Annotated in this window: 14 protein-coding genes; 13 read left to right on the top strand and 1 reads right to left on the bottom strand. The window is 69.5% G+C overall.

Translation table 11 applies throughout. The annotated features are described in order from the left end of the window. Positions 1-18 precede the first annotated feature (18 nt). The gene (locus tag JHY01_RS14205) at positions 19-2,421 is read right to left on the bottom strand and encodes an HAD-IC family P-type ATPase (protein ID WP_205326299.1); all 2,403 of its coding nucleotides are present in this window, start codon (positions 2,419-2,421) and stop codon (positions 19-21) included. 154 nt (positions 2,422-2,575) lie between these two features. On the opposite strand from JHY01_RS14205, the gene proS reads away from it, so the two are divergent. The 13 genes from proS to JHY01_RS14140 all read left to right on the top strand — a co-directional run bounded on the left by proS (position 2,576) and on the right by JHY01_RS14140 (position 13,612). After that, on the top strand, positions 2,576-3,982 hold the full coding sequence (gene proS, locus JHY01_RS14200; RefSeq protein ID WP_205326298.1) for a proline--tRNA ligase: 1,407 nt from the start codon (positions 2,576-2,578) through the stop codon (positions 3,980-3,982). Positions 3,983-4,143: 161 nt separating this feature from the next. Further along, the gene (gene rpsP / locus JHY01_RS14195; protein ID WP_205326297.1) at positions 4,144-4,629 is read left to right on the top strand and encodes a 30S ribosomal protein S16; all 486 of its coding nucleotides are present in this window, start codon (positions 4,144-4,146) and stop codon (positions 4,627-4,629) included. Then, positions 4,629-4,862, top strand: a complete 234-nt coding sequence (locus JHY01_RS14190) for an RNA-binding protein (protein ID WP_344473217.1) — start codon at positions 4,629-4,631, stop codon at positions 4,860-4,862. The genes rpsP and JHY01_RS14190 overlap by 1 nt, the downstream gene beginning before the upstream one ends. Before the next feature lie 65 nt (positions 4,863-4,927). Next, complete coding sequence (gene rimM, locus JHY01_RS14185) at positions 4,928-5,446, top strand: ribosome maturation factor RimM (protein WP_205326295.1); 519 nt, start codon at positions 4,928-4,930, stop codon at positions 5,444-5,446. Continuing rightward, positions 5,446-6,216 carry a tRNA (guanosine(37)-N1)-methyltransferase TrmD gene (trmD, locus tag JHY01_RS14180; RefSeq protein WP_205326294.1) on the top strand — a complete coding sequence of 257 codons (771 nt, stop codon included), beginning with the start codon at positions 5,446-5,448 and terminating at the stop codon, positions 6,214-6,216. The genes rimM and trmD overlap by 1 nt, the downstream gene beginning before the upstream one ends. Positions 6,217-6,301: 85 nt before the next feature. After that, entirely contained in the window at positions 6,302-6,649 is a 348-nt protein-coding gene (gene rplS / locus JHY01_RS14175; RefSeq protein ID WP_205326293.1) for a 50S ribosomal protein L19, read from the top strand. A gap of 81 nt (positions 6,650-6,730) precedes the next feature. Then, on the top strand, positions 6,731-8,017 hold the full coding sequence (gene lepB / locus JHY01_RS14170; RefSeq protein WP_205326292.1) for a signal peptidase I: 1,287 nt from the start codon (positions 6,731-6,733) through the stop codon (positions 8,015-8,017). After that, entirely contained in the window at positions 8,014-8,709 is a 696-nt protein-coding gene (gene lepB, locus JHY01_RS14165) for a signal peptidase I (protein ID WP_307814444.1), read from the top strand. The genes lepB (JHY01_RS14170) and lepB (JHY01_RS14165) overlap by 4 nt, the downstream gene beginning before the upstream one ends. 4 nt (positions 8,710-8,713) lie before the next feature. Then, a complete protein-coding gene (locus JHY01_RS14160; protein ID WP_205326291.1) occupies positions 8,714-9,367 on the top strand; it encodes a ribonuclease HII in 654 nt (217 codons plus the stop codon). Between the two features lie 144 nt (positions 9,368-9,511). Next, the gene (locus tag JHY01_RS14155; protein ID WP_091040324.1) at positions 9,512-9,814 is read left to right on the top strand and encodes a DUF2469 domain-containing protein; all 303 of its coding nucleotides are present in this window, start codon (positions 9,512-9,514) and stop codon (positions 9,812-9,814) included. 153 nt (positions 9,815-9,967) lie between these two features. After that, positions 9,968-11,446, top strand: coding sequence for a sensor histidine kinase (locus tag JHY01_RS14150; protein ID WP_205326290.1), 1,479 nt, complete (start codon positions 9,968-9,970; stop codon positions 11,444-11,446). A gap of 289 nt (positions 11,447-11,735) precedes the next feature. Beyond that, entirely contained in the window at positions 11,736-13,412 is a 1,677-nt protein-coding gene (locus JHY01_RS14145; protein ID WP_205326289.1) for a nitrite/sulfite reductase, read from the top strand. Next, positions 13,409-13,612, top strand: a complete 204-nt coding sequence (locus JHY01_RS14140) for a hypothetical protein (RefSeq protein ID WP_205326288.1) — start codon at positions 13,409-13,411, stop codon at positions 13,610-13,612. Before JHY01_RS14145 ends, JHY01_RS14140 begins: the two co-directional genes overlap by 4 nt. The last annotated feature ends 1 nt before the right edge of the window (position 13,613 follow it).

Genomic DNA, 13,613 nt, shown 5'->3' with positions numbered 1-13,613 from the left:
CTTGCGTGGTCCAAGAGCTCAGTCCTTGAGGTGCTTCGGCCGCACCACCAGCCAGAACAGCAGCGCCGCCACGCCGCAGCCCACCCCGATCGCCGCCACGGTGGTGTTCCACGCGCCCGGCAGCTGAAGTTCGTAGAACTTCGCGAGCGGCGGGACCGCGATCACCGTCACGAACGCCGCCGCGCAGCCGCCCACCAGCAGCGCCTTCCACCACACGTACGGCCTCGCCACGAGCGCCAACGCCGCCAGCGCGAGGCAGAACAGCGTGATCGCGGCCGTGGTCTGCGGCAGCTGCGAATCGGTGCCGTCGTGCGCCAGCGACATCAGGTACACGACGAACGTGGGCACCGCGCAGCAGATCCCGGCCGGGATCGCGAACTTCAGCACCCGCTTCACGAAGTTCGGCTTCGCCTTCTCGAACGTCGGCGCGAGCGCCAGGAAGAACGCCGGGAGCCCGATCGTGAACAGGTTGATGAGCGACTGGTGGATCGGCAGGAACGGGTACGGCAGCGGGTCGTTGCCCGCCGCCCACGCCGAGATCGCGCCGACCGCGATGAACAGGGCCAGCGAGATCGCGTACACGGTCTTGGTCAGGAACAGGTTCGAGACGCGGCCGATGTTGCCGAGCACCCGGCGGCCCTCGTTCACGACGTGCGGGAGGGTCGCGAACTCGTCGTCGAGCAGCACCACCTGCGCGACCGAGCGCGCCGCCGCCGAACCCGAGCCCATCGCGATGCCGAGGTCGGCGTCCTTGAGCGCGAGCACGTCGTTCACGCCGTCGCCGGTCATCGCGACCGTGTGGCCGCGGGACTGGAGCGCCTTCACGAACGCCTGCTTCTGGTGCGGCTTCACGCGCCCGAAGATCGTGGCCCGCTCGAGCAGGTCCGCGAGCTCCTCGGGGTCTTCGGGGAGCCGCCGCGCGTCGACCGTGTCGGCCGCGCCGTCCACGCCGAGCTGCGCCGCGACCGCGCCGACCGCGGCGGGGGAGTCCCCGGAGATGATCTTGACGGTGACGCCCTGCTCCTTGAAGTAGGCGAGGGTCGCCGCGGCGGTGGAGCGCAGGCGCTGGCGCAGGACCACGAGGGCCTGGGCCTTGACGCCGGAGACGCCGCCCGTGGTGGAGGCGCTCTCGGCGGTGACGAGGGCGAGCACGCGCAGGCCCTGGGCGGCGAGCATGTCCGCTTCGAGGGCGACGGGGTCGCCCTGCTCGAGGAGGATGTCGGGGGCGCCGAGGAGCCAGGTGCCGTTGTCGGTGAAGCGGGTGCCGCTCCATTTGCGGGCCGAGGAGAACGGCATGACGTCGATGACGCGCCAGCTCGGGTCGGCGACCTGGTTCTCGCTCAGGTACTCGGCGACGGCCTGCATGGTCGGGTTGGGGCTGTCGTCGGCTGCGGCGAGGGCGGCGAGCGCCGCGTTGACGCCGTCGCCGTCGGTGCCGTCGATTGGGCGGACCTCGTCGACGTCCATGCCGCCTTCGGTGAGCGTCCCGGTCTTGTCGAGGCACAGCACGTCCGTGCGGGCGAGGCCTTCGATGGCGGGGAGCTCCTGGACGAGGCAGCGGCGGGCGCCGAGGCGGATGACGCCGACGGCGAACGCGACGGAGGTGAGGAGCACGAGGCCCTCGGGGATCATCGGCACGATCCCGGCGACCGTGCGCACGATGATCTCGCGCCAGTTGGCGGCGTCGGCGAGCTGGCTGACGATGAGCAGCAGCGCGATCGGCACGATGAGCCAGTTGATGAGCTTGATGAAGCGGTTGATGCCGTCGCGCAGCTCCGAGCGGGCCAGCGTGAACTTGCTGGCCTCCTCGACGAGCTTGGCGGCGTAGGAGTCCGCGCCGATCTGCTCGGCCCGGTACAGGCCGGTGCCGGCGACGGCGAACGAGCCGGAGCGGACCTCGTCACCGGGGGTCTTCGCGACGGGGTCGGCCTCGCCGGTGAGCAGCGATTCGTCGATCTCGAGGTTGCGGGATTCGACGACGGGGCCGTCGACGACGATCCGGTCGCCCGGTTCGATGTAGACCAGGTCGTCGCGGACGATCCGGTTGGGCGCGATCTCCTGGACCTCGCCGTCGCGCAGGACCTTCGCGTTCGACCGGTTCATCAGCGAGAGCTTGTCGAGGGTGCGTTTGGCGCGCAGCTCCTGGATGGTGCCGATCGCGATGTTGGCGATGATGACGCCGGCGAAGAGGCCCTGCTTCAGGCCCTCGAACAGGCCTTCCTCCATCGCCGTGAAGCCGATCGCGATCACGGCGAGCACGCCGATGACGGCGTTGAGCGGCGTGAAGAAGTTCGCGCGGAGGATCGCCGAGAGCGGTCGACTGGTGTGGCGCTTCGCCTCGTTGACGGCTCCGGCCTCGACGCGTTCGGCCACCTCGGCGGCCGTCAGGCCGCGGTCACCTGCCAGCATGGGTGTTGTCACGTCGACAGCTTATGCGACAGGTGCCGTCCTGTAGCACCGCCGAAGGACCGAGACGCACGATTCGCTCCTCCGCCATACGACCGAGGAGACGCGGCCCGCAGAGCCCCTCATCCGATTGCGGCCCGACCGGGGACGGCACCTAGAATCGCTGATTATGGCCAATGTACTCACACCGCAGGGCGAGGACTTCCCTCGCTGGTACCAGGACGTCATCGCCAAGGCCCAGCTGGCCGAGAACGGCCCGGCGAAGGGCTCGCAGGTGATCCGACCGACCGGTTTCGCCCTGTGGGAGCGCATGACGGCCGAGCTCGACGAGCGCATCAAGGAGACCGGCACGGAGAACGCGTCGTTCCCCCTGCTGATCCCCGAGTCGTACTTCACCCGCGAGGCCGACCACGTCGAGGGCTTCGCCCCCGAGCTGTGGATGGTCACGCACGGCGGCGGCAAGGAGCTCGAAGAGAAGCTCGCCATCCGCCCCACTTCCGAGACCGTCATCGGCGAGTACATGGCGAAGTGGATCAACTCGTACCGCGACCTGCCGCTGCTGCTCAACCAGTGGTGCAACGTGATGCGCTACGAGATGCGCACCCGCCTGTTCCTGCGCTCCTCGGAGTTCCTGTGGCAGGAGGGGCACACCGTCCACGAGACCTATGAGGACGCCCACGCGTTCACGCTGCGCATCCTCCACGAGGTCTACGCCGACTTCATCGAGAACGTCCTGGCCCTGCCCGTGCTGCGTGGCATCAAGACCGAGGCCGAGCGCTTCGCCGGGGCCCTCAACACCTTCGCGGTCGAGTCCCTCATGCGCGACGGCAAGGCCCTCCAGATGGGCACTTCGCACGAGCTGGGCCAGAACTTCGCGAAGGCCTTCGACATCCAGTTCCAAGGCCGCGACGGCCAGCAGCACCACGGCTGGACCACCTCGTGGGGCGTCTCGACCCGCATGGTCGGCGGCCTCATCATGGGCCACGGCGACGACGCGGGCCTCCGCGTGCCGCCGAACCTCGCGCCCGTCCAGGTCAGCGTCATGGTGGTCAAGGACACCGACGAGGTCCGGGCCGCCGCGAAGAAGGTCTACGACGAGCTCAAGGACGCCGGGCTCCGCGTCAAGCTCGACGACCGCGGCGACGTGGCCTTCGGCCGCCGCGCCGTGGACGCCGAGCTCAAGGGCTACCCCGTGCGCATCGAGCTCGGCCCCCGCGACCTCAAGAACGGCGAGGCCACCATCGCGAGCCGCGTCGAGGGCACGAAGCGCACGGTGCCGATCGGGATGCTCGCCGAGGCCGTCGCCGCCGCGCTCGAAGAGGCCCAGCAGCAGCTCTGGGACGAGGCGCTCGCGTTCCGCGAGGCGCACACGAGCGACGTGTCCACCGTCGAGGAGGCCGTCGAGGCCGCCCAGACCGGTTACGCCCGCGTTCCGTGGGACGCCTGCGGCGTCGAAGGCGAGACGAAGGCCGCCCAGTCCTCGGTCACGGTGCGCGTGCTCCAGCGCGAGGACGGCTCCGTGCCGGACTCCCTGGATGAGTCCGGTCTCATCGCGTACCTGGCCCGGTCGTACTGATCACCCGATGCGCTAGACTCGGTCGCTGTACATGAGCTTTGGGACGGAAGCCCTCTCAACTACCGTGACGCAAGGCCAAGTTTCAGCGCGAGCGAAATCCGGAGTAATTCCCCTGGACGTCGTGCGCGCTAACGTGATCCTTACTACAGGAGTAACAAAACGTGGCAGTTAAGATTCGCCTCACGCGAATGGGGAAGATCCGTACTCCCCAGTACCGTATCGTCATCGCCGACTCGCGCGTCAAGCGCGACGGCAAGGTGATCGAGAACGTCGGGATCTACCACCCGAAGGAGAACCCGTCCCGGATCGAGGTCAAGTCCGACCGCATCCAGCACTGGCTCTCGGTGGGCGCCCAGCCGTCCGACACCGTCAAGGCCATCCTCCGCAAGACCGGCGACTGGCAGCAGTTCAAGGGCCTGCCCGCGCCGGCCCCGCTGAAGACCGCCGAGCCCAAGCCGGAGAAGGAGAGCCTCTACGTGGCCGCCCTCAAGGAGTCGGGCATCGACCCCTCGAAGGCGTACGTCTCGGAGGAGGCCGCCAAGGCCGCGCCGAAGTCGAAGAAGTCCGCCGCCAAGGCCGACGAATCGGCTAAGACTGAAGAGGTCGAGGCCGCTGCCGACGAGGCCTCTGAGACCAAAGGGGAGTAATCGTGCTGCGACCGGCGCTTGAACACCTTGTCAAAGGCATCGTCGACAATCCTGACGACGTCCGTGTCCGTCTGGTCGATTCCCGCCGCGGCAAGCGGCTCGAGGTCCGGGTCAACCCGGAGGACCTCGGGACCGTGATCGGCCGCGGGGGTCGCACCGTCAACGCGCTGCGCCAGGTCATCGGCTCGATCGGCGGCAAAGGCATTCGTGTCGAAGTCGTCGATTCCTACTGAGTCTGCTTCGGAACGGCCCCGGGATTCTCTCGGGGCCGTTCCGGCGTCTAAAGGGAGTTGCAATCTTGTCTGAAGTGGTGGTCGGCCGGATCGTGCGCCCGCACGGGCTGCGCGGCGAAGTCGTCGTCGAGGTCCGCACCGACGATCCCGAGACCCGGTTCCAGCCGGGCGTCGAGTACCGGACCAAGGGCGGCCAGCTCAAGGGCGCGCCGCTCAAGGCCGTCACGGTGCGCTGGCACCAGGGCCGCCCGATGATCGGATTCGAGGGCCACTCCGACCGCAACGCCTCGGAGCTGCTGCGCGGCGTCCTGCTCAGCGTCGAGGTCGAGGACGAGGAGCTGGTCGCCGAAGCGGACGAGGTCCACGACACCCTGCTCATCGGCCTCGCCGTGGTCGACAAGGAGGCCGGCGAGGTCGGCACCGTGAGCCGCGTCGACCACGGCGCCGCCTACGAGACGCTCGTCGTCAAGCGCAAGGGCCGAACCCCGGCGCTCATCCCGTTCGTCGCCGACATGGTGGTCGAGGTCGACCTCGAAGCCGAGGTCATCAACGTGGACCTGCCGCCGGGCCTGCTGGACCTCTGATGAAGATCGACGTCGTCACCGTCTTCCCCGAATACCTCGCGCCGCTCGACCTCTCGCTCATCGGCCGCGCCCGTGAACGCGGATTGCTCGACCTCGACGTCCACGACCTGCGCCGCTGGACCCACGACGTGCACCACTCGGTGGACGGCGCCCCCGCCGGGGGCGGGGCCGGGATGGTCATGAAGCCCCAGCCGTGGGGCGAGTGCTTCGACGAGCTCATCCCGGGTGAGTCCAAACCGCACCTGCTGGTGACCAGCCCCGCCGGGCGGCCCTTCACGCAGGCCATGGCGCACCGGCTGGCCGCCGAGCCGTGGCTCATGTTCGCTTGCGGCCGTTACGAAGGCATCGACCAGCGCGTCGTCGACTACGCCGCCGAACGGATGCAGGTCACCGAGGTCTCCATCGGCGACTACGTGCTCTTCGGCGGCGAGGTCGCGGTGCTCGCGATCATCGAGGCCGTCACGCGGCTCGTGCCCGGCGTCCTCGGCAACGCCGCGTCGCTCGACGACGAATCGCACAATGCCGGCATCCTGGAGGCCCCCGCCTACACGCGCCCGGCCGAATGGCGCGGCCATGAGATCCCGCCCGTCCTCCTCTCGGGGGACCACGGCAGGGTCGACCGGTGGCGGCGTGAGCAGGCACTCCTGCGCACCGCGCGGGCCCGCCCGGATTTGCTCGAGCGTCTCGACCCGGGTAGCCTCGACAAACGTGACCGGCTCCTCCTCGAAGGGGTCGGGTTCCGCCTGCCCGAGCAGGGTGTGGCAAAGTAGATGAGTTCCCGTGACGTGCCGTTCGTTCAAGCGGTACCTCTCTCGGAAGAACTTCTGAGCATTACCAAACAGAGGACCGAAACCAATGAACATTCTGGATGAGCTGAACGCCGCCTCCATGCGCGCCGACGTGCCGGACTTCCGTCCCGGCGACACCGTCAAGGTGAACGTCCGAGTCCAGGAAGGCTCCCGGTCGCGTGTCCAGGTGTTCCAGGGCGTCGTCATCCGCCGCCACGGCGCGGGCATCGGCGAGACCTTCACGGTCCGCAAGCTGAGCTACGGCATCGGCGTCGAGCGCACCTTCCCGGTGCACGGCCCCATGGTCGACTCCATCGAGATCGCCATGCGAGGCAAGGTCCGCCGCGCGAAGCTGTACTACCTGCGCGACCGCAAGGGCAAGGCCGCCAAGATCAAGGAGAAGCGCGAACTCTAAACCGCGCAAGAGCTTTCGAAGAACCCCGGGCACCTGCCCGGGGTTCTTCGCCGTCCCCGGTTTTCGGATACCCTCGGTGACATGAGTCCTGGCACCCCCGGCGGGGAGAAGGGCCCCCGCCGCATCGTCTGGGACCGCCTCCCCGGCCCCGGCGGCCCGGACGCCCCGCCCCCAGCCGCCGCGCGCCGCCCCAGCGCGCCGCCGCCCCGAGGCCCCGCCGCCGGCGGCACCGGTTTCAGCGGCACAGTCCCCGGTGACCCGGTTCCCGGCGGCACCGACGCGACCCACCGCCTCCGCGACGACCCCGACGCGACCCGCACCTTCCGCCGCCCCGAGAGCCTGACCGCCGCCCACGACCGGGTGTCCGCCGAACGCGAGCGGGCGGCGGCGGCGGTCAAGCGCGCCACCGGCGCCCACGACCACGTCACGGGGGAGGATCCGAGCGGCGAGCACAAGGGCGGCAAAGGAACCGAGAGCCGACTCTCGCAGCCGCACAAGCGCCAGTACCTGTCGCTGTGGGTCGAGCTGCCGCTGCTGCTCGTGATCGCCTTCTCGGCCGCCGTGCTGCTGCGCACGTTCGCGGTGCAGCCCTTCTACATCCCCTCCGGATCGATGGAGCAGACCCTCCAGGAGGGCGACAAGGTCCTCGTCCTCAAACTCACCAACACGCTGCGCACGCCGCAGCGCGGCGAGGTCGTGGTCTTCCGCGGCACCGACTCCTGGGACCCCGAGTACCGGCCCGCCACGGGCGACGACGGCGTGTTCTCGGCCTTCACCACGGGCGTGCTCGACCTCATCGGCCTCGCCAAGCCCGACGAGAAGGACTTCATCAAACGCGTGATCGCGGTCGGCGGCGACACCGTCTCCTGCTGCGACGCCGACGGCAACGTGGTCGTCAACGGCGTGTCCCTCCACGAGGAGGCGTACGTCTACGAGAACTCGCCGCTCGAGATCGAGCCCGGCGTGTGCGGCGCGCGGCGCTTCGAGGAGCTCACGGTGCCCGAAGGCGAGGTGTGGGTCATGGGCGACCACCGCGGCGACTCCTCAGACTCCCGGTGCTCGGGCACGGTGCCCGTGGAGAACATCATCGGGCGCGCGATCGCCCTCGTCTGGCCGACCGACCGCGCCCGCGAACTCGAGATCCCCGATGCCTTCGACGCGCTCGACGGGACCACCGGCGCCACCGACGCCGAAGGCGAGCAGTCCGCCTCCGGCCTGGTCGGCGACGGCGTTCCGGCCGCCTGGAATACCGCCTGGCAGCAGCCGCCTTCCTTGCCCGGCACGACAATGCACCCGCACGGCTCGCAAGCGTCGCCGAGGGCGCTGGCACCCGAGGCCAGAGCGCGAGCGCGTAGACTCGGACCGTGATCGATGAAGGGCAAGCACCCGGTGCTGACGGTGAGAGCACCGAGGAGACCTCCGAAGAACAGCAGCCGAAGAAGAAGGGATCGTTCTGGAAAGAACTGCCGATCCTGCTCGGCGTCGCCATTCTCGTGGCGATCGTGGTGCGGACCTGGGTCGTCCAGACCTACTACATCCCTTCCGGTTCGATGGAGAACACCCTCCTGATCAACGACCGGGTGCTCGTCAACAAGCTCGTCTACGACTTCTCCGAACCCGAGCGCGGTGAGATCATCGTCTTCACCGCGCCCGAGTCGTGGCGCTCGGTCATTGAGGAGGACGAGTTCATCAAGCGGGTGATCGCCGTGGGCGGCGACCACATCGTCGCCGACGACGAAGGCAACATCACGGTCAACGGCGAACCGCTCGAAGAAGAGTCCTATCTGTACACCAATCCGATGACGGGCGAGCAGGACCCCTCTTCGCAGGACCCGTTCGACTTGGTCGTGCCCGAGGGCCGCCTGTGGGTCATGGGCGACCACCGCTCGGCCTCGGGCGACTCGCGCGAGCGGTACGTCCGCACGGGCGGCGACGTCGAGTCCTCGACGATCCCGGTCGACGCGGTCATCGGCAAGGCCTTCGTGCTGTTCTGGCCGGTCAGCGACTTCACCTGGTTCGAGATCCCCAAGACCTACGACGACATCCCCGCGCCGTCCTGATCCGATGCTCCGTCCCGACCCTTCCCGACTCAGGCGCGACGGCGACCTGTACGCGCTGGAGGCCGCGCTCCACCGCCGCGGCCTCGGGCCGGTGGCGGGGGTGGACGAGGCCGGGCGCGGCGCCTGCGCGGGACCGCTGGTCGTCGCGGCCGTGCGGCTGCCGCCGAGCGCGAGGTTCGACGAGCTGAACGATTCGAAGCTGCTCACCGAGGCCGCGCGCGAACGCGTCTTCGAGCGGCTGCGGCGCTCGCAGGCCGCGATCAGCGTGATCGCCTACGCTCCCGACGAGATCGACGCGCGCGGGATCGCCGTGTGCAACCTGGAGGGCATGCGCGTCGCAGTGGCGCGCCTGCCCGAGCGGCCCGGGTACGTCCTCACCGACGGTTTCCCGGTGCCGGGCCTGCCCGGCAGTCTCGGCGTGGTCAAAGGCGACCGCACGGCGGCGTGCGTCGCGGCGGCCGGCGTGGTCGCCAAGGTCACGCGGGACCGGATCATGACCGAACTCGACCGCGACCACCCCGAGTACGGCTTCGCCGTCCACAAGGGATACAGCACGCCGATGCACGAAGCGGCCCTGCGGCGCCTCGGGCCGTGCGAGATACACCGCAAGTCCTACGCGAACGTCGCCGCGTCCGTCCTCCCGGCCGCCTGGGTCTGAGCGGGTTCGGCAGACCCGCTCGGGGGAAACCGGGACACCGGGGCCGCAATGATTTACGGCTCCGCAAGCGTTCGTCGAGAGAGCCGCGAGCGGGCCGGGGCAACGGCGCACTATCGTGGGAACCGTCGTTGAGAAGGAGGAGCGTTGAGCGCCGAGGACCTCGAGAAGTACGAGACCGACATGGAGCTGCAGCTGTACCGGGAGTACCGGGACATCGTGCGGCAGTTCACCTACGTCGTCGAGACCGAGCGGCGGTTCTACCTGGCCAACGCTGTCGAAGTCCACGTGCGGGGGGCCGACGCCGAGACCTACTTCGAGGTGGAGATGAGCGACGCGTGGGTCTGGGACATGTACCGTCCCGCCCGCTTCGTCAAGCACGTACGGGTCTTGACCTTCAAGGACGTGAACGTCGAAGAATTGGACAAGCCCGACATGACGTTGCCGTGACCGTCCGGATCCTGCGCCCCGTCCTTCGCGGCGGGGCTTTTCGCCGTCCCACCCCGGCGAACGCTTGCGGATCCGCGATCAGGCACGGTGACCTGCGTCTGCGCGCGTTCGTGGACGAGGTACGCGGCCCGAGCCGCCGCTAGTATTGGTCGGGTGTCCACACTCCGCGACGTCATCAGCGCGCACACCGACCTGACCTCGAACTCCGCGGCGCACCTGCAGCGGCTCGTGGCCGAATGGCAGCTCCTCGCCGACCTCTCCTTCGCCGACTTCCTGCTCTGGGGCGCCGTCAAGGACCACCCCGGCCGGTACGTCTGCCTCGCCCAGGTCCGGCCCACCACCGGCCCGACCGCCTACGAGGAGGACCAGGTCGGCCGCATCCTCGAAGGCGAGGACGCCCAGCACCTCCACGTCGCCTTCACCGAAGGGCGGATCTTCCGCGAGGGCGACCCGGTCTGGCGCGGCGACGTCGCCGCCCGCCACGAGGCCATCCCGGTGCGCCGCCGCGACCGCCGCGAGGTCATCGCCGTGGCCGCCCGCGACACCAACCTCTCGGACACGCGCAGCCCCTCCCACCTCGAGCTGAACTACCTCAAGACCGCCGACTACCTGGTGCAGATGCTCACCGACGGCGGCTTCCCGCCGCCCCTGCTGCCCGGCGAGCCGACGACCGCGCCGCGCATCGGCGACGGCCTGGTCCGCATCGGCTCCGACGGCCTCGTCCGCTACGCCTCGCCGAACGCGCTCTCCGCGTACCGCCGGATGGGCGTCACCGGGCACCTGCGCGACCGCGACCTCGCCGAACTCACCCGCAGCCTGCCGTCGGACTCCGACGTCGGCGCCGACGCGGCCCGCCGCATCGCCGACGCGCTCGCTGGAGGCACCCCGCGCCGCAAGGAGATCGAGTCCAAGGGCGCCACGGTGCTCATGCGCGCGCTGCCGCTGCGCCCGGGCGGCAAGGCCGCCGGCGCCCTCGTGCTCGTCCGCGACATCACCGAGGTCCGCCGTCTCGACCGCGAGCTGGTCACCAAGGACGCCACGATCCGCGAGATCCACCACCGCGTCAAGAACAACCTCCAGACCGTGGCCGCGCTGCTGCGCCTCCAGGCCCGCCGCGTCGGCTCCCCGCAGGCCCGCCAGTCCCTCGAAGAGTCCGTGCGACGCGTCTCGTCGATCGCGCTGGTCCACGAGACCCTTTCGCAGTCCGGCGACGAGTCGGTCGGCTTCGACCAGATCGTCGACCGCGTCGCCTCCATGGCCGTCGAGGTCTCCGTCGCCGAGTCGAAGGTGACGCTCCGCCGCGAGGGCACCTTCGGGGTCCTGCCCAGCGAGTACGCGACCCCGCTCGTCATGGTCGTCAACGAGCTCATCCAGAACGCCGTCGAGCACGCCTACCCGCCCGGCCAGGACGGCGAGGTCGTCATCGGCGTCGAACGCGACGGCGACCACCTCCGCGTCACCGTCTCCGACCACGGCAAGGGCCTCCCCGAGGGCTTCCGCATCGCCGACTCGACCCGCCTGGGACTCCAGATCGTGCACACCCTCGTCACCGGCGAACTCCGCGGCACGATCGACATGCGCCCGCGCGCCGCGGGCGGCACCGAAGCGGTCGTCGACTTCGCGCTGCAGTAAGCGGAAAGGGCTGCCCGAGGCACCGCGCACTGCGGTACCCGCCGCTTGTGCGTGTGACTCTGCTCATTCACGGCTCGCAAGCTTCGCCAAGGCCCCGTCCAAGCAGCGGGACGACAGATGCCATCCGCTGAGATGTGTGGCATGCTTGCAGGCATGTCTCGCGCACATGGGCTTCGACTGGTGGCACGCCGCCACGTCGACTTCTGCCGTGTGTTCAGCGCCGCCTGTCTGATGCGCCGCTAAATCCTTCCGGCTTTCCGCCGACGAACCACGCCACACCTGTGTCCGCATGAGGAGAACTGTGCCAACGCCAACGCGCAAACCGTCCCGCCCGAAGGGCCAAGGCCAGTGGGCCATGGGCCACCGGGAGCCGCTCAACAAGAACGAGCAGTCCAAGAAGGACGACAACCCGCTCAACGTGCGGCAGCGCATCGAGGGTGTCTACGCCCACCGCGGCTTCGACTCCATCGACCCCGCGGACCTGCGCGGGCGCTTCCGCTGGTGGGGCCTGTACACCCAGCGCAAGCCCGGCATCGCCGGCGGCAAGACCGGCATCCTCGAAGAGGAAGAGCTGGACGACAAGTACTTCATGATGCGCGTGCGCATGGACGGCGGCCAGCTCAACCTGGCGCAGCTGCGCACCATCGCCGGGATCTCCAAGGAGTTCGGGCGCGACACCGCCGACGTCACCGACCGTGAGAACGTCCAGTACCACTGGATCCGCGTCGAGGACGTCCCGGAGATCTGGCGCCGCCTCGAGGCGGTCGGCCTCGACACGCAGGAGGCCTGCGGCGACTGCCCGCGCGTCATCCTCGGCTCCCCGGTCGCGGGCGTCTCCACCGAAGAGGTCATCGACGCCACCCCGCAGATCCAGGAGATCTACGACCGCTTCATCGGCGACCGCAGCCTCTCCAACCTGCCGCGCAAGTTCAAGTCGACGATCGGCTGGCTGCCCGACAGCCCGTACGAGACGAACGACATCTCGCTCATCGGCGCCCACCACCCCGAACTCGGCCCCGGCTTCGACCTCTATGTGGGCGGCGGCCTCTCGACCAACCCGATGTTCGCCCCGCGCCTCGGCGTCTGGGTCTCCCAGGACGACATCGTCGACGTGTGGGTGAACGTGGTCCGCATCTTCCGCGACTGGGGCTACCGCCGCCTGCGCACCCGCGCGCGCCTGAAGTTCCTCGTCAAGGACTGGGGCCCGGAGAAGTTCCGCGAGGTCCTCGAGTCCGACGCGTACCTCGGCCGCAAGCTCCCCGACCTCGAGCAGCCGCCCGTGCCGGAGAAGCTCCTCGACCACATCGGCGTCCACAAGCAGAACGACGGCAACTACTACATCGGCGTCGCGCCGGTCGTCGGCCGCGTCTCCGGGACCATCCTCGACCAGCTCGCGGACATCGCCGAGAAGTACGGCTCGGACCGCGTGCGCGCCACCCCGCTGCAGAAGCTCCTGCTCCTCGACGTCCCCGAGGACAAGGTGCGCGACGCCGTCGCGGACCTGCGCGCCATCGGGCTCGAGGCCGAGCCGTCGAACTGGCGCCGCGCCACCATGGCCTGCACCGGCATCCAGTTCTGCAAGCTCGCCATCGTCGACACCAAGGACCGCGCCCGCGACCTCGTCGAGGAGCTCGAGAAGCGCGTCCCCGAACTCGACGTGCCGATCTCCATCCACGTCAACGGCTGCCCGAACGCCTGCGCCCGCACCCAGACCGCGGACATCGGCCTCAAAGGACAGCTGGTCACGAACGAGGACGGCGAGCAGGTCGAGGGCTTCCAGGTGCACCTCGGCGGCGGCCACGCCTCCGCGGCGAGCCTGGGCCGCAAGTCCCGCGGCCTCAAGGTCGCCTCGGCCGACCTCGGCGACTATGTGGAACGCCTCACCCGGCGCTACCTCGCCGCCAGGTCGGAAGGCGAGACCTTCGCCCAGTGGGTCCACCGGACCGACGATGCGGAATTGCAGTGACCGCCCGCGTCGTTCCCTACTACTGCCCCTACTGCGGCGAGGAAGACCTCAGGCCGTACGAGCCCGATGCCGACAGCGACGTCGACATCAAGGGCGGATGGCATTGCGCGGACTGCACCCGCGTCTTCGCCGTCAAATACCACGGGATGGCCGCCGCATCGGTTCACGCGGCGCCGCCCACGGGCCCGACGCCCGGATGAA

Origin of the sequence: Glycomyces sp. YM15 (assembly GCF_016918015.1) — a bacterium.
In the GTDB taxonomy this organism is placed as follows: Bacteria; Actinomycetota; Actinomycetes; order Mycobacteriales; family Micromonosporaceae; genus Glycomyces.
Note: the sequence above shows the minus strand (reverse complement) of the source record. Positions and strands in the feature narration are given on the sequence as shown.

Bases quoted from the DNA above. Each gene is read 5' to 3' on its own strand.
- proS (WP_205326298.1), top strand. From the start codon at position 2,576: ATGGCCAATGTACTCACACCGCAGGGCGAGGACTTCCCTCGCTGGTAC.
- trmD (WP_205326294.1), top strand. From the start codon at position 5,446: ATGAAGATCGACGTCGTCACCGTCTTCCCCGAATACCTCGCGCCGCTC.
- rplS (WP_205326293.1), top strand. From the start codon at position 6,302: ATGAACATTCTGGATGAGCTGAACGCCGCCTCCATGCGCGCCGACGTG.
- lepB (WP_205326292.1), top strand. From the start codon at position 6,731: ATGAGTCCTGGCACCCCCGGCGGGGAGAAGGGCCCCCGCCGCATCGTC.
- JHY01_RS14160 (WP_205326291.1), top strand. From the start codon at position 8,714: ATGCTCCGTCCCGACCCTTCCCGACTCAGGCGCGACGGCGACCTGTAC.
- JHY01_RS14145 (WP_205326289.1), top strand. From the start codon at position 11,736: ATGAGGAGAACTGTGCCAACGCCAACGCGCAAACCGTCCCGCCCGAAG.